The sequence below is a fragment of the Mycobacterium sp. M26 genome (assembly GCF_001494595.1).
GTDB lineage: Bacteria > Actinomycetota > Actinomycetes > Mycobacteriales > Mycobacteriaceae > Mycobacterium.
The window spans coordinates 203,816-220,346 of sequence record NZ_LN929907.1 but is presented as its reverse complement, the minus strand read 5'-3'; the positions used below and the strand labels follow the sequence as shown (position 1 = coordinate 220,346).

Here is a 16,531-nt window from a genome sequence, read left to right as displayed (position 1 = left end):
CGTCGGCATCGACAACCGCTCAACGGCGACGACCTGAAAACGGTCGTCGCCGTTGGCGTATCAGGGATCGATCCCCCCGCGGCGTCGGCGTGTGATTCACTACGTGCGGGTGGACGGGGCTTTCTGTTGCGACGAGTCGACGTGAGGTGACCATGAAGATGTTGTCGAGCCTGTTCCGCGGTGTCTGTGCGGCGGCCCTGACATTCGGCCTGTGGGGTGCCACGGCCCCGACCGGCCACGCCGCCGACGTCGAGTACCTGATGGTGCCCTCGCCGGCGATGGGCCGCGACATCCCGGTGGCCTTCCAGGGCGGCGGCCCGCACGCCGTGGTCCTGCTCGATGCCTACAACGCCGGCGACCCGGTGAGCAACTGGGTGACCGCGGGCAATGCGATGAACACCTTCGCCGGTAAGGGCGTCTCGGTGGTGGCCCCGGCCAGCGGTGCCTTCACCCTCTACACCAACTGGGAGCAGGACGGCACCCGGCAGTGGGAGACGTTCCTGTCCGACGAGCTGCCCAACTGGCTGGCGGCCAACAAGGGCCTGGCGCCCAACGGGCACGCGATCGTCGGCGCGGCCCAGGGCGGCACCGGCGCCATGATGGAAGCCACCTTCCACCCCGACCGCTACAGCTACGCCGGCTCGATGTCGGCCATCCTGACCCCGTCGCGGACCTTCGAGAACGGCGCGATCACCGCCGGGATGAACGAGTTCGGCGGCGTCAACACCCAGGCCATGTGGGGCGCCGCCCAGCTGGGCCGGTGGAAGTGGCACGACCCTGACGTGCACCTCAACCTGCTGGTCGCCAACAACACCCGGTTGTGGGTGTTCAGCCCGCAGACCATGACCTGCGCTGACCCGGCGGCCATGATCGGCGTCTGCGATCAGGCGCAGGGCAGCAGCCGGATGTTCTACTCGCACTACCGCTCGCAGGGCGGACGCAACGGGCACTTCGATTTCCCGACCGCCGGCGAGCACGACTGGGGCAACTGGTCTGCGCAGCTGGCCGCGATGTCCAACGACGTTGTGGCGGCCATCAAATAGGTCACAGTCGCTCGCGAACTGTTAGCCATCCGCAACCAGTCGTCGATCCTGAGTGCATCTATTGACCCGGTACCGTGGAGACGTGCAGCCCTCGGATGCCCGCATGCCCGGCAACGCTGCCGCCTGGCTGGCGGCCGGCATGCTGGTCCCGGCGGCCTGGCTGCTGGTCGGCTGCAGCACCGGGGAGGATCTGGTGACCACCGCGGCCCCCGCGGAGCAGGTTCTCGGTCCGGTGCACGGCCAGGGCGCCCCGCTGTCACCTGACAGTGAGATGCAGTCGGCCAAACTCGACGTCACCCCGGTCCAGCGCTCGTTCCTCGACGCGCTGTCCGCGGCGGGCGTGCACCCGTCCAGCGAGTTGCAGGCGCTGTCCATCGGCTCCTCGGTGTGCCAGGCCCACGCGGCCGGCCAGAGCGATCAGGCGGTGTGGGATTACATCGCCCCGATGGTGCGCAGCGACGTCGCTGATGCCCCTTCGCCGTCAGCGCAGACGGCGTCCGATACGCAGGTCGACACGGTGACGGCGGATTACATCCGGATCGCCACCCAGCGGCTCTGCTAGCAGAAAGACTCCACCGGATTGGCTCGGAAAACCCGGACGAATGCCCGGCGTCGTCGGCATCGCATCCTCGGCCTGGTCGCCGCGGGTGCGATGGCGATCGCCGTGGCCCTGATCGTCGCCATCATCGTGATCGTCGTGCGCAAGCCGGAGTCACCGCCCACGGCGGTGCCGCCGACGGCTGTCCCGCCGACCGAAACCACCCCCGGCAAGAAGCCACGCCCGGAGTTCCAGGACGCCAGTTGCCCGGATGTCCAGATGATCGCCATCCCCGGCACCTGGGAGTCCTCGCCGACCGACGATCCGCTGAACCCGGTCCAGTTCCCGATCGCGCTGCTGCGCAATGTCACCGGGCCGCTGACCGAGCAGTTCGGCCGGGACCGCGTTGAGGTGTACACCGTTCCCTACACCGCGCAGTTCCACAATCCGCTGTCGGCGGACAAGCAGATGTCCTACAACGACAGCCGCGCCGAAGGCACCCGGGCGGCGGTCAAGGCGATGACCGAGATGAACGACCGCTGCCCGCTGACCTCGTACGTGATCGTCGGGTTCTCCCAGGGCGCGGTGATCGGCGGCGATCTGGCCAGCGATATCGGCAACGGCCGCGGTCCGGTCGACGAAGACCTGGTGCTGGGTGTGACGTTGATCGCCGACGGGCGGCGCCAGGTCGGCGTCGGCCAGGACATCGGGCCCAACCCGCCGGGCCAGGGCGCGGAGATCACGCTGCACGAGGTCCCGGTGCTTTCGGCGATGGGTCTGACCATGAGTGGCGAGCGCCCCGGCGGGTTCGGCGCGCTGAACAACCGCACCAACCAGATCTGCGCCCCGGGTGACCTGATCTGCGCGGCACCGGAGCAGGCGTTCAACATCACCAACCTGCCGGAGACTCTCGACGTCCTCGCCGGGGGCGCCGGTCAGCCGGTGCACGCGATGTACAACACGCCGCAGTTCTGGAACCTCGACGGCCAAACCGCGACGTCGTGGACACTGAACTGGGCGCGCGACCTGATCCAGAACGCGCCCCAACCGAAACACGGATGATGCGGTAACGACACGCGATCCGATTTGGCCGCCGCCGCTACTGCGCCTAACATTAAGAAGAAAATAAGAGCTATGGCGTCGGTCGTCGGCGAGGACGAGATCAGGAGTCCGGACTGGCGGGGGCATCCCTGATCTCGGTTCAGCCGGGACTTAGGTGTTCTCTGTACCATCTGTGAGGTTTGGGGCCCGCGACGCAGGGTGACCGGTGGCGCGACCGACGCGCGGCCGCCGCAGAGCCCGACACAGATGTGTGCTGACAGGAGAGTGGTATGCCGTTCCATAACCCGTTCATCAAGAACGGCCGGATCACCTTCCCTGAGGGCGCCAGCGTGGTCAAGCACGTCGAGCGCTGGGCCAAGGTCCGCGGCGACAAGCTGGCCTACCGCTTCCTCGACTTCTCCACCGAACGCGACGGCGTGGTCCGCGAACTGCACTGGGCGGACTTCAGCGTCCGCAACCGCGCGGTGGCCGCCCGCCTGCAGCAGGTGACCCAGCCCGGTGACCGGGTGGCCATCCTCTGCCCGCAGAACCTCGAGTACCTGATCGCGATGTTCGGCACCATGTACTCCGGCCGCGTCGCGGTCCCGCTGTTCGACCCGTCGGAGCCCGGCCACGTCGGCCGCCTGCACGCGGTGCTCGACGACTGCACGCCCTCGGCGATCCTGACCACCACCGATGCCGCCGAAGGTGTCCGGAAGTTCTTCCGCACCCGCCCGGCCAAGGACCGTCCGCGCGTCATCGCCGTCGATGCGGTGCCCGACGAGGTCGGTGCCACCTGGGAGCACTACGACGACATCGACGAGAGCACCGTCGCCTACCTGCAGTACACCTCCGGATCCACCCGGATCCCGACCGGTGTGCAGATCACCCATCTCAACCTGGCCACCAACATCGTCCAGGTCATCGAGGCGCTCGAGGGCGAGGAGGGCGACCGCGGTGTCTCGTGGCTGCCGTTCTTCCACGACATGGGTCTGATCACCGCGCTGCTCTCGCCCATGATCGGCCACTACTTCACCTTCATGACGCCGGCCGCCTTCGTGCGCCGCCCCGGCCGCTGGATCCGCGAGCTCGCGCGCAAGCCCGGAGACACCGGCGGCACCATCTCGGTGGCCCCGAACTTCGCCTTCGACCACGCCGCCGCGCGCGGGGTGCCCAAGGACGACGAGGAGCCGCTGGACCTGTCCAACGTCAAGGCGATCCTCAACGGCAGCGAGCCGATCTCGGCGGCCACCGTGCGGCGGTTCAACGAGGCGTTCGGCCCGTTCGGTTTCCAGCCCAAGGCCATCAAGCCGTCCTACGGCCTGGCCGAGGCCACGCTGTTCGTCTCGACCACCCCGTCCTCGGATGAGCCGACGATCATCTCCGTCGACCGTGATGAGCTGAATGCGGGCCGCTTCGTCGCCGTTCCGGACGACTCGCCGAAGGCGGTGGCCCAGGCCGGCGCCGGCAAGATCGGTGTCGACGAGTGGGCCGTGATCGTCGACAACGATTCGGCCACCGAGCTCCCCGACGGGCAGATCGGCGAGATCTGGATCAGCGGCCAGAACATGGGCACCGGGTACTGGAACAAGCCCGAAGAGACCATCGCCACCTTCCAGAACATCCTCAAGTCGCGGACCAGCCCGTCGCACGCCGAGGGTGCGGCCGACGACGCGATGTGGGTGCGCACCGGTGACCTCGGCGCCTACCACGACGGCGAGTTGTACATCACCGGCCGTACCAAGGACCTGGTGATCATCGACGGCCGCAACCACTATCCGCAGGATCTGGAGTACTCCGCGCAGGAGGCCACCAAGGCGGTCCGCACCGGCTTCGTCGCCGCCTTCTCGGTGCCGGCCAACCGGCTGCCCGACGAGGTGTTCGAGAACGCCCACTCGGGTCTCAAGCGCGACGCCGACGACACCTCCGAGCAGCTGGTGATCGTCGCCGAGCGCGCCCCCGGCTCGCACAAGCTGGAGCTGGGCCCGGTCATCGACGATATCCGCGCTGCGGTCGCGGTGCGCCACGGTGTCACAGTGCGCGACGTGCTGTTGACGCCGGCCGGCGCGATCCCGCGGACCTCCAGCGGCAAGATCGGCCGGCGCGCCTGCCGCTCGGCCTACCTGGACGGCAGCCTGCGCAGCGGGAAGGTGGCCAACGCCTTCCCGGACGAGACGGAATGACGACCGAAAGAAGTTCCTAAGTGGACGACGGAGCGGACGGCACGAGACCGTGGTCGAACGCTCCCTCGCACGAGGTGAGGCCTCATCATGTCTGAACCAAACACGCCTGAAACCCCCGAAACCCCAGAAGATTTCACGATCGCCGGCCCGGAGGGCAGGAGCGAAGCGACCGGGGAATTGGCCCAGCCGCACGACGTGCCAACCCCGGCCCGCACCGACATGACCGTCGCGGAGATGCGGGAGTGGCTGCGTAACTGGGTGGCCAACGCCACCTCGCAGTCGCCGGACAAGATCGACGAGTCCACCCCGATGGTGGAGCTGGGGCTGTCCTCGCGCGACGCGGTCGCGATGGCCTCCGATATCGAGGACCTCACCGGTGTCACGCTGACCGCCACGGTCGCGTTCCGGCATCCGACCATCGAGTCCCTGGCCACCGTGATCATCGAGGGCGAGCCGGAGGCCGAGTACAGCGACGACGGCCAGGACTGGGCGCGCACCGTCGACGAGGGTGTGTACAACATCGCGATCGTCGGCCTGGCCACCCGGTTCCCCGGCGATATGAACACCCCCGACGAGATGTGGCAGGCGCTGCTGGAGGGTCGCGACGCGATCACCGACCTGCCCGACGGCCGGTGGGCCGAGTTCATGACCGAACCGCGGCTGGCCGAGCGCATCGCCAAGGCCCGCACCCGGGGCGGTTATCTGAAGGACCTCAAGGGGTTTGACGCCGAATTCTTCGCCCTGTCGAAGATGGAAGCCGACAACATGGATCCGCAGCAGCGGATGGCTTTGGAGCTCACCTGGGAGGCGTTGGAGAACGCCCGCATCCCGGCATCCAGCCTGCGCGGCGAGAGCGTCGGCGTCTTCGTCGGCAGCTCCACCAATGACTACAGCTATCTGGCGATGATGGATCCGCGCACTGCGCATCCCTACGCCATCACCGGCACGGCGAGCTCGATCATCGCCAACCGGGTGTCCTACTTCTACGACTTCCGCGGCCCGTCGGTGGCGGTCGACACCGCGTGCTCGAGCTCGCTGGTCGCCGTCCACCAGGGTGTGCAGGCGCTGCGCGACGGCTCGGCCGACGTGGTGGTCGCCGGCGGCGTCAATGCGCTGGTGACCCCGGCGGTCACGCTGGGCTTCGACGAGGTCGGCGGTGTGCTGGCCGAAGACGGCCGGATCAAGTCGTTCTCGTCGGACGCCGACGGTTACGCCCGTTCCGAGGGCGGCGGCATGCTGGTGCTCAAGCGGCTGGCCGATGCCCGCCGCGACGGTGACGAGATCCTGGCGGTCATCGCCGGCGGCGCGATCAACCACGACGGCCGGTCCAACGGCATGCTCGCCCCGAACCCCGATGCGCAGGCCGAGGTGCTGCGCAAGGCCTACAAGGACGCCGGCATCAACCCGCGTTCGGTCGACTACATCGAGGCCCACGGCACCGGGACGATCCTCGGTGACCCGATCGAGGCTGACGCGCTGGGCCGGGTGGTCGGCCGCGGCCGTGCCGCCGACCAGCCCGCGCTGCTCGGTGCGGTCAAGTCCAACGTGGGCCACCTGGAGTCGGCGGCCGGCGCGGCCAGCCTGGCCAAGGTCGCACTGTCGTTGAGCCGCAACAAGGTTCCGCCGTCCATCAACTACGCCGGGCCCAACCCCTACATCGACTTCGACGGCATCCACTTGAAGGTGGCCGACGCCGTCACCGAGTGGCCGCGTTACAGCGGCCATGCCGTGGCCGGTGTGTCGGGCTTCGGCTTCGGTGGAGCCAACGCGCACCTGGTGCTGCGCGAGGTGCTGCCCACCGATCTCGTTGAACCCGAACCGCAGACGGCTCCGGACGAGCAGCCGGACACCTCCGATGCCAACGCCGTGTATGTCGGCGGGGTGCGGATGGACGAGTACGGCGAGTTCATCGACGATGACGACGACGAGTACAGCGCGGCGGCCACGGCATTCGCCGACGACGCCGAGCCCGAGCTGCCCGGCCTCACCGAGGAGGCTCTCGAGCTGATCGAGGCCGCCCGCGCGGAGCTGGAAGCCGCCGAGGACAAGCCGGTTCCTGTTGTCCCGCTTGCTATTTCCGGGTTCCTGACCTCGCGTAAGCGCACCGCCGCCGCCGAGCTGGCGGACTGGATCGACAGTCCGGAGGGCCGGGCGCAGTCGCTGGAGTCCATCGGCCGTTCGCTGTCGCGCCGCAACCACGGCCGCTCGCGCGCGGTGGTGATGGCCCATGACCACGATGAGGCCGTCAAGGGTCTGCGTGCGATCGCCGACGGCAAGCAGAGCCCGCTGGTCTACAGCGCCGACGGTCCGGTGACCAACGGGCCGGTCTGGGTGTTCGCCGGATTCGGCGCCCAGCACCGCAAGATGGGCAAGGAGCTCTACCTGCGCGACGAGGTGTTCGCGGAGTGGATCAACAAGGTCGACGCCCTGATCCAGGACGAGCGCGGCTACTCGATCGTCGAGCTGATCCTCGACGACGCGATCGACTACACCAACGACACTTGCGAATACCCCATCGAAGTCGTGCAGACGGTGATCTTCGCCCTGCAGATCGCGCTCGGTGAGCTGTTGCGCCATCACGGCGCCACCCCGGGCGCGGTGATCGGCCAGTCGCTCGGTGAGGCCGCCGCGGCCTACTTCTCCGGTGGCCTGTCGCTGGCCGATGCCACCCGCACCATCTGCTCGCGCGCCCATCTGATGGGTGAGGGCGAGGCGATGCTGTTCGGCGAGTACATCCGGCTGATGGCGTTGGTGGAGTACTCCTCCGACGAGATCAAGACGGTGTTCTCCGACTACCCGGATCTGGAGGTGTGCGTCTACGCCGCACCCACCCAGACCGTGATCGGCGGCCCGCCGGACCAGATTGACGCGATCGTCGCCCGCGCCGAGGCCGAGGGCAAGTTCGCCCGCAAGCTGCAGACCAAGGGCGCCAGCCACACTCAGCAGATGGACCCGCTGCTGGGCGAGCTGTCCGCGGAGATCACCGGGATCGAAGCGCACCCGCTGAAGGTGCCCTACTACTCGACGGTGCACGAGGGCAGCCTGATCCGCCCCGGCGGCGAGCCGATCCACGATGTGGAGTACTGGAAGAAGGGGCTGCGGCACAGCGTCTACTTCACCCAGGGCATCCGCAACGCGGTCGACAACGGGCACACCACGTTCCTGGAGCTGGCCCCGAATCCGGTGGCGCTCATGCAGGTTGGGCTGACCACCGCCTCAGCCGGGCTGCACGACGCGCAGCTGATCGCGACCCTGGCCCGCAAGCAGGACGAGGTGGAGTCGATGGTCGCGGCCATGGCCCAGCTCTACGTGCACGGCCATGACCTGGACTTCCGCACCCTGTTCGGCGCAGGCGAGTACGCCCCCGTCCCGCCGACCCGCTTCAAGCGCAAGGAACACTGGCTCAACGCCCAGTTCTCCGCCGACGGCGCGACGATGATCCCGGGCACCCATGTGGCCACCCCGGACGGCAGGCACGTCTGGGAGTACGCGGCGCAGGGTCAGACCGATCTCGCTGCGCTGGTGAAAGCCGCTGCGGTGCAGGTGCTTCCGGATGCCACGCTGACCGCATCCGAGCAGCGTGCGGTGCCCGGCGAGGGTTCGCGGCTGGTCACCACGCTGACCCGTCATCCCGGCGGGGCGTCGGTTCAGGTGCATGCCCGTATCGACGAGTCCTTCACCCTGGTCTACGACGCCATCGTCACTCGCGCAGGTGCTGCTTCGGCGCTGCCCGCCGCAGTCGCCACCGGTGTGGCCGTCAGCGAGCCGGTCGCCACCCCCGCCGTCGTGGAGCCCGAGGAAGACGCCTCGATCCTGCATGACAACCTGGCTGCCGGCGCGGGAGTTGCTGCGACACTGGGCAAGTGGTCGCCGGACACCGGTGAGACCGTGCACGACCGGTTGTCGCTGATCGTCGGCAGTGCCATGGGGTATGAGCCCGAGGACCTGCCGTGGGAGGTGCCGCTGATCGAGCTGGGCCTGGATTCCCTGATGGCGGTGCGGATCAAGAACCGCGTCGAGTACGACTTCGACCTGCCGCCGATCCAGCTGACCGCGGTGCGTGATGCCAACCTCTACGCCGTCGAGAAGCTCATCGAGTACGCCATCGAGCATCGCGACGAGGTCGAGGATCTGGCCGAGGCGCAGAAGGGTAAGACGGCCGAGGAGATCGCCGCCGAGCAGGCCGAGCTGATGGGCGGGGCCACCACGGTCGCCGAACTCGAGGCCAAGCTGGCCGAGGCCGGTCATCCGATCGCCACCGAGGAGGCCGCAGCGACGGACGCCGCGCCGAACATCCCGCCGCCGCCGACCAACCCGGCCGGACCGAACATCCCGCCGCCCCCGACCGATCCGTCGGGTCCGGGCAAGCCGGAGGCCAAGTCGACGGCTGCCGCGGCGGCTGCCAGGGTGCTCACCCAGGAGGCTGTGACCGAGGCGCTGGGCGCCGACGTACCCCCGCGTGAAGCCGCCGAGCGCGTGACGTTCGCGACGTGGGCCATCGTGACGGGCAAGTCGCCGGGCGGCATCTTCAACGAGCTGCCCGCCGTGGACGACGAGACCGCAGCCAAGCTGGCTCAGCGGCTCTCCGAACGTGCCGAGGGCACCATCACCGTCGAGGACGTCCGCGCCGCCAGGACCATCGAGGAATTGGCCACCACGGTGCGTGAGTTCCTCGAGGCCGGTGAGCTCGAAGGCTTCGTGCGCACGATTCGGGCGAGGCCGGAAGGTTCGACGCGGGTTCCTGTGTTCGTGTTCCACCCGGCGGGTGGCTCGACCGTGGTCTACGAGCCGCTGCTCAAGCGGTTGCCCGCGGACACCCCGATGTACGGGCTGGAGCGGGTCGAAGGCACCGTCGAGGAGAGGGCTGCTGCGTACCTGCCCAAGCTGAGGGAGATCCAGGGCGATGGTCCCTACATCCTGGTCGGTTGGTCGCTGGGCGGTGCCCTGGCGTACGCCTGCGCGATTGGACTGAAGCAGGCAGGCGCCGACGTGCGATTCGTGGGTCTGATCGACATGGTGCGTCCCGGTGAGGAGATCCCGCAGACCAAGGAAGAGATGCGGGCACGGTGGGATCGCTATGCCCTGTTCGCCCAGCGCACGTTCAACGTCGAGATCCCGGCGATCCCGTATGAGGAACTCGAGGAACTCGATGACGAGGGTCAGGTGAAGTTCGTTCTCGACGCGATTCAGGAGAGCGGCGTCAGCATCCCTGGCGGCGTGATCGAGCACCAGCGCACGTCGTACCTGGACAACCGTCTGCTGGAAACCGCGGAGATCCGCCCCTACGACGGACACGTCACGCTCTACATGGCCGACCGCTACCACGATGACGCGATCTTCTTCGAGCCGCGCTACGCCATCCGTCAGCCCGACGGCGGCTGGGGCGAGTTCGTCTCCGACCTCGAGATCGTTCCCATCGGGGGCGAGCACATCCAGGTGATCGATGAGCCGTACATTGCGAAGGTCGGCGCTCACATGAGCGAAGCGATCAACCGCATTGATGCTGAGGAGAACCAGTGACCGCCAGCACGACCGCCGAGAAACTTGCCGAACTCCGCGAAAAGCTGGAGCTGGCCAAGGAACCCGGCGGTGAGAAGGCGATCGCCAAGCGTGAGCGCAAGGGCATTCCCAGTGCCCGGGCGCGCATCCACTCGCTGCTGGATCCGGGAAGCTTCCTGGAGATCGGCGCCCTGTGCAAGACGCCGGGTGATCCGAACGCCCTGTACGGCGATGGCGTGGTCACCGGTCATGGCCGGATCGACGGCCGGCCGGTCGCGGTATTCAGTCACGACCAGACCGTTTTTCAGGGCTCGGTGGGCGAGATGTTCGGCCGCAAGGTCGCGAAGCTGATGGAGTGGGTTGCCATGGTCGGCTGCCCGATCATCGGCATCAACGACTCGGCGGGGGCCCGAATCCAGGACGCCGTCACCTCGCTGGCCTGGTACGCCGAACTTGGGCGACGTCACGAGATGCTGCGCGGCGTGGTGCCGGAAATCTCGCTGATCTTCGGCGCCTGCGCCGGCGGGGCGGTCTACTCGCCGATCCAGACGGACCTCGTTGTCGCGGTGCGCGACCAGGGCTACATGTTCATCACCGGGCCCGACGTCATCAAGGACGTCACGGGTGAAGACGTCACCTTGGACGAGCTCGGCGGTGCCGACAATCAGGCGAAGTACGGAAACATCCATCAGGTCGTCGAGTCCGAGGCGGCGGCGTTCCAGTACGTCCGCGACTACCTGAGTTTCTTGCCGTCCAACGGATTCGACGATCCGCCGATCGTCAACCCCGGGATGGAACCGGAGCTGACCCCGCACGACTACGAGCTCGATGCGCTGGTTCCGGACGCCGACAATCAGGCTTACGACATGATGGAGATCCTGGTGCGGATCTTCGATGATGGCGACGTCTTCGAGGTCGGCCAGCAGCGTGGTCAGGCGATGATCACGGCGTTCGCCCGCGTCGACGGCAGACCGGTCGGGGTCATCGCCAACCAGCCGATGTTCTTGTCCGGCTCCATCGATACCGAAGCTTCCGACAAGGCAACCTCCTTTATCCGGTTCTGCGACGCGTACAACACCCCGTTGGTGTTCGTCGTCGATACCCCGGGCGCCCTGCCCGGCGTTGAGCAGGAGAAGAGCGGCATCATCAAGCGCGGCGGCCGGTTCTTCAATGCCCTCGTGGAGGCCGACGTCCCGAAGGTGACGATCGTCATCCGTAAGGCCTACGGCGGCGGTTACGCGGTGATGGGTTCCAAGCAGTTGGCCGCCGACCTGAACTTCGCCTGGCCGACCGCGCGGATTGCGGTGATCGGCGCCGAAGGTGCGGCCCAGCTTCTGGTCAAGCGGTTCCCGGATCCGAAGGCACCGGAGGTGCAGAAGATCCGCGAGGATTTCATCAAGGGCTACAACGAGAACATGGCCACCCCGTGGATCGCCGCCGAGCGCGGGTACATCGACGGCGTGATACAGCCGCACGAGACCCGGCTGCTGCTGCGCAAATCGTTGAAGCTGTTGCGCGACAAGCAGATCAACCGGGTGCTGCGTAAGCACGGGCTGACGCCGATCTAAACCGATGGGCAGGCTGGCGGTCGGCGCGCTCATCGAGCCGGTGGCGCTCACGGCGCTGGACGGTTCGGCGATCGCGGTGCCCGGACCCGGGCGGGTGCACCTGCAGTTCCGCCGGTTCGCAGGCTGCCCGATCTGCAGCCTGCATCTGCGCGGGTTCGCCGACCGGCACGCCGAGATCGCGGCGGCCGGCATCACCGAGGTGGCGTTCTTCCACTCGGCTGCCGAGAACCTCCGCGGCTACCAGGCCGACCTGCCGTTCGCCGTCATCGCCGACCCGGAGCGGGTGTACTACCGCAGGTTCGGCGTCGAGAAGGGGCTGCGATCGCTGGCCAACCCGCGGGCGCTGGCCGCCGCCGTCCGCGGTGGCAGGCAGTGGATGGCCCACCGCGACAACCCGGATTGGGCCGGTGTCGGGGAAAATGATGGCACCACCCATCTGGGGCTGCCCGCGGACTTTCTGATCGACGCCGACGGCACGTTGGTGGCCGTGCACTACGGCAGCCATGCCGACGATCAATGGTCGGTCGACGAGCTGCTGGAGATCAGCGCGAACAGCTGATCTCCGGCTATCCACAGAAGTTACTCACACCTGTGTAATTCGAAGTAACTTAGGGTAGCTGTCAATTTTGACAAAACCCCAGCCCGGTTCCCGGAGCCGACTTACCGTGACAAGGTGACTACCGAGCCGCTTGCCCCCACCGGCCGGGACGGCCGCCACCTCTACACCTGTCCGCTGTGTGAAGCCATGTGCGGCTTGGAGATTCAGGTCGAGGACGGCCGGGTTGCCAGTATCCGCGGTAACCCCGACGACGTCTGGAGCCGGGGCCACCTCTGCCCCAAGGGCACCTCCCTGGGAGCCATCCACCACGACCCCGACCGCATCCGCCGGCCCATGATCAAAGTGGATGGGCAGTGGCGCGAGGTCGGCTGGGACGAGGCGTTCCGGCGCTGCACCGAACTGCTGGCCCCGGTGATCGCCGAGCACGGCATCGGTGCGGTCACCTGCTACACCGGCAACCCGCTGGCGCATTCTTTCTCGCTGGGCCGCTACACCGGGGTGCTGCTCGGAATGTCCGGCATCCCGGTCAGCTACTCGCCGGGCACGGTGGACCAGTGGCCGAAAAACCTGTCGTCGCATCTGATGTACGGCAACTGGTGGGGCTTCCCGGTGCCCGACATCGAGCGCACCGACCTGTTGGTGATCATGGGAGCGAACCCGGCCGCCTCGCAGGGCTCGCTGCTGGCCGCACCTGACGTGATGGGCATCATCGGCGGTATCGACACGGTGATCGTCATCGACCCGGTGCGCACCCCCACTGCGGCCAAGGCCGATGAGTGGCTGCCGATCACCCCGGGCACCGACGCCGCGCTGCTGCTGGCGGTGGTGCACACCCTGTTCGAGGAGAACCTGGTCAACCTCGGCGCCCTCGCCGAACATGTCGACGGCGTCGACGCTCTGCGGGCGGCGGCCCACGACTGGTCACCCGAGCGGGTGGCAGGTGTTACCGGCATTTCCGCCGAACGGACGCGCGAACTGGCCCGCCAGCTCGCCGGGACGGACCGCGCCGTGGTCTACGGCCGAATCGGCTTGTGCAATCAGGAGTTCGGCAGCCTGGCCAGCTGGCTGGTCGACGTCGTCAACATCCTGACCGGGCACTTCGACACCCCGGGCGGTGCGATGTTCCCGCGCCCGGCGGTGTGGACCGTCACCTCCCAGCCGCAGCCCGGCCTGGAGGGCGGGCTGGCCGAATTCGGCCGCTGGCAGACCCGGGTGCGCGGTGCCAAAGAGGTGCTCGGCCAGGTGCCGGTGTCGTGTCTGGCCGAGGAAATCGAGACGCCGGGCAAGGGACAGATCAAGGCACTGATCACTGTCGCGGGCAACCCGGTGCTGTCCACCCCGGCCGGGCACCACCTCGACGAGGTGCTGCCCCAACTCGACGCGATGATCGCGGTGGACCTGTGGCTCAACGAGACCACCCGGCACGCCGACGTGATCCTGCCCGGATTGTCACCGTTGGAGCAGCCGCATCACGACGACCTGATCCTGGCGTTCGCGATCGGCAGCATCGCCAACTACTCCGCGCCGGTGTTCACCCCCGAGGACGCCGAGCGGCCGCAGGAGTGGGAGATCCTGATCCGGCTCACCGGCCTGTGCGCGGGTACCCCGGCTGAGGAGGTCGACGTCGCCGCGATCGACGACGGGTTCTTCGACTACCTGTGCTTCACCCAGGGACTCGACGGCGCCGAGATCCGCCGCCACTACGACAGTGGCGGTCCGGAAAGGATTCTCGACCTCACACTGCGCACCGGCCCGTTCGGCGACCAGTACGGCAAGAACCCCGGCGGGCTGAGCCTGCAGAAGCTCAAGGACAACCCGAACGGCATCAGTTTCGGCCCGATGGTGCCGCAGGTTCCCGAGATCCTGAGCACCACCGACAAGAAGATCCGGCTGGCGCCGCAATACCTGCTCGACGATCTGCCCCGGCTGACCCGTCGCCTGGACCGCGAGCCCGATGATCTGGTGCTCGTCAGCCGCAGGCACCTGCGCTCGAACAACTCGTGGCTGCACAATGTTTCGGCTCTGATGAAGGGCCGCGACCGGTGCACCCTGCTGATGCACCCGGTCGACGCCGCCCGCCGCGGTGTGGCTGACGGCGCCACCGTCAGCGTCCGGTCCTCGGCGGGCCGCATCGAGGTCCCGGTGGAGGTGACCGAGTCCATCAAGCCCGGCGTGGTTTCGATGCCGCACGGCTGGGGGCACGGCCTGCCCGGCACCCGGCTGTCGGTGGCCAACGATTCGCCGGGGGTGAACACCAACATCCTTTCGCCGCCAACCTTTCTCGACGAGCCGTCGGGCAACGGCGCGCTCAATGGCATCCCGGTGACGGTGGGCCCGGCCGGCGCAGGTTAGCGTCGGATCCGACATGACGCGAGGAGACGCAGATGAGCACTGTTGACATGGACGCGGTCCGCGAGGCCGGTGCAGCGATCGGCGAAGCGGTCAGCATTTTCATGCTCAGCCCGGAAACCGTCCAGAAGAGCCTGGCCGCCGGCTACCCCGATCCGTTTGCCGCCTACTTCGCCGGACGCGGTGGTGTGCTGGGCCGCGCCACCGGCACCACCGTCAACGCGGTGTTCGCCGTGTTCGAACCGAACGTCGTGCGCGCGTGCTGGGAGGCCGGCGTCGCCGTTCGGGACGCCCCGGAGAGCGCACAGCTGTATTGGGAGCAGGCCGCCGAGTACGGCCGCGAGCACCTGACCGGGGCAGACGGCCTGGACCGGATCGCTGAACTGGGGGAGAAGGTGATCGCCTCAGCCCCCGAGCCCGGTCTGCCGCTGTACGCGGGCTGGCGTTCGATGCCCCTGGCCGATGACGCCCCCGCGCGGGCCTTCCAGGTGATGTTCATCCTGCGTGAACTGCGGGCCGCCGTGCACTTCAACGCGCTGACCATCTCCGGCCTCACCCCGGTGGAGGCCCACCTGCTCAACAAGGGGCCGGAGTACGCCGCGTTCATGGGCTGGCAACCGCCCTATGCCGACGTCGACGAGTCCGCGAAGGATCGCTACGCCGAGGTCGAGGAGCTGACCAACCGGCGGATGGCCGAGATCATCGGTGCCGCGCTGACTCCGGTCGAAGCCGAGGAGCTGGCCCGGCTCAGCAGTGCCGCCCTGCTCAGCTTGAAGAAACCTGAGAACGGTTAGATCTGCTCGTGCGGATTCTTTGGCCTACATGTGCGTAATACTTTTTTCAGCGCCGTGCTGAGAGGTTGCTTCTGCGGTGTAACACCAGTTGAAACACCTTCGATAAGGTTGCCAGTCACCTCGGTCGGTAGGTCGCCCTGCGGGTCATGGAGTGGCGAAGCGGTTGCTGTTGTGACACCCTCCGGGTACTCATTGCTCAGTCAACTGCCAGGAATCGCTCGAACTTAAGGGAGAACATGAAGGTAATCGGCCGACTTCTGGTAGCGATGATCGCCGCGGTAGCGGGTTTGTTCGTGGGCACCGGGACCTCGCACGCAGGTTTGGACAATCAGCTGAGTCTGGTGGACGGCGGTGGCCGGACCCTGACGATTCAGCAGTGGGACACCTTCCTGGACGGCGTGTTCCCCCTGGACCGCAACCGGCTGACCCGTGAGTGGTTCCACTCCGGCAAGGCTGTCTACAGCGTCGTGGGCCCCGGTGCCGACGAGTTCGCGGGCACCTTGGAGCTGGGCTACCAGGTCGGCTTCCCGTGGTCGCTGGGCGTGGGTATCAACTTCAGCTACACCACCCCGAACATCCTGCTCGATGACGCCGACATCTCCCCGACGGGTTTCAACCCGCTGGGCTCGGTCATCACCCCGAACCTGTTCCCGGGTGTGTCGATCAGCGCTGACCTGGGCAACGGCCCCGGTATCCAGGAAGTCGCCACCTTCTCGGTGGACGTCGAAGGCCCCAACGGCTCGGTGGCCGTGGCCAACGCCCACGGCACCGTGACCGGTGCGGCCGGCGGTGTGCTGCTGCGTCCGTTCGCCCGCCTGATCTCCAAGGCCGGTGACAGCGTCACCACCTACGGCGAACCCTGGAACATGAACTGATCCCACTCGGTTGGCTCCTGGCTACGATGCCGGGGTGCCCTGGGAACAACTGCCTGTGATTGGTGGGTGGCTTCGCACCGCG

At 67.6% G+C, this 16,531-nt stretch carries 10 protein-coding genes; all 10 read left to right on the top strand.

Going from position 1 to position 16,531, the window contains the following annotated elements; translation table 11 throughout:
* Positions 1 to 158: 158 nt before the first annotated feature.
* The 10 genes from BN3385_RS01095 to mspA all read left to right on the top strand — a co-directional run bounded on the left by BN3385_RS01095 (position 159) and on the right by mspA (position 16,449).
* The gene (locus BN3385_RS01095) at positions 159 to 1,043 is read left to right on the top strand and encodes an alpha/beta hydrolase-fold protein (protein WP_059016259.1); all 885 of its coding nucleotides are present in this window, start codon (positions 159 to 161) and stop codon (positions 1,041 to 1,043) included.
* A gap of 82 nt (positions 1,044 to 1,125) precedes the next feature.
* Entirely contained in the window at positions 1,126 to 1,605 is a 480-nt protein-coding gene (locus BN3385_RS01090) for a DUF732 domain-containing protein (protein ID WP_231748605.1), read from the top strand.
* A 90-nt stretch (positions 1,606 to 1,695) separates the two neighbouring features.
* Positions 1,696 to 2,643: a carboxylesterase Culp6 gene (gene culp6 / locus BN3385_RS01085; protein ID WP_082690219.1), complete on the top strand. Its 948-nt coding sequence runs from the start codon at positions 1,696 to 1,698 to the stop codon at positions 2,641 to 2,643.
* Positions 2,644 to 2,912: 269 nt separating this feature from the next.
* Positions 2,913 to 4,805: a long-chain-fatty-acid--AMP ligase FadD32 gene (gene fadD32, locus BN3385_RS01080; protein ID WP_059014276.1), complete on the top strand. Its 1,893-nt coding sequence runs from the start codon at positions 2,913 to 2,915 to the stop codon at positions 4,803 to 4,805.
* A gap of 219 nt (positions 4,806 to 5,024) precedes the next feature.
* A complete protein-coding gene (pks13, locus tag BN3385_RS01075) occupies positions 5,025 to 10,325 on the top strand; it encodes a polyketide synthase Pks13 (RefSeq protein WP_059014274.1) in 5,301 nt (1,766 codons plus the stop codon).
* Entirely contained in the window at positions 10,322 to 11,872 is a 1,551-nt protein-coding gene (locus BN3385_RS01070; protein WP_059014272.1) for an acyl-CoA carboxylase subunit beta, read from the top strand. Before pks13 ends, BN3385_RS01070 begins: the two co-directional genes overlap by 4 nt.
* 4 nt (positions 11,873 to 11,876) lie before the next feature.
* A complete protein-coding gene (locus BN3385_RS01065; protein ID WP_059014270.1) occupies positions 11,877 to 12,431 on the top strand; it encodes a peroxiredoxin-like family protein in 555 nt (184 codons plus the stop codon).
* Between the two features lie 186 nt (positions 12,432 to 12,617).
* Complete coding sequence (locus tag BN3385_RS01060) at positions 12,618 to 14,783, top strand: molybdopterin-dependent oxidoreductase (protein WP_059016257.1); 2,166 nt, start codon at positions 12,618 to 12,620, stop codon at positions 14,781 to 14,783.
* 32 nt (positions 14,784 to 14,815) lie between these two features.
* Positions 14,816 to 15,574 carry an SCO6745 family protein gene (locus BN3385_RS01055; RefSeq protein WP_059014268.1) on the top strand — a complete coding sequence of 253 codons (759 nt, stop codon included), beginning with the start codon at positions 14,816 to 14,818 and terminating at the stop codon, positions 15,572 to 15,574.
* Between the two features lie 236 nt (positions 15,575 to 15,810).
* The gene (gene mspA, locus BN3385_RS01050) at positions 15,811 to 16,449 is read left to right on the top strand and encodes a porin MspA (protein WP_059014266.1); all 639 of its coding nucleotides are present in this window, start codon (positions 15,811 to 15,813) and stop codon (positions 16,447 to 16,449) included.
* The last annotated feature ends 82 nt before the right edge of the window (positions 16,450 to 16,531 follow it).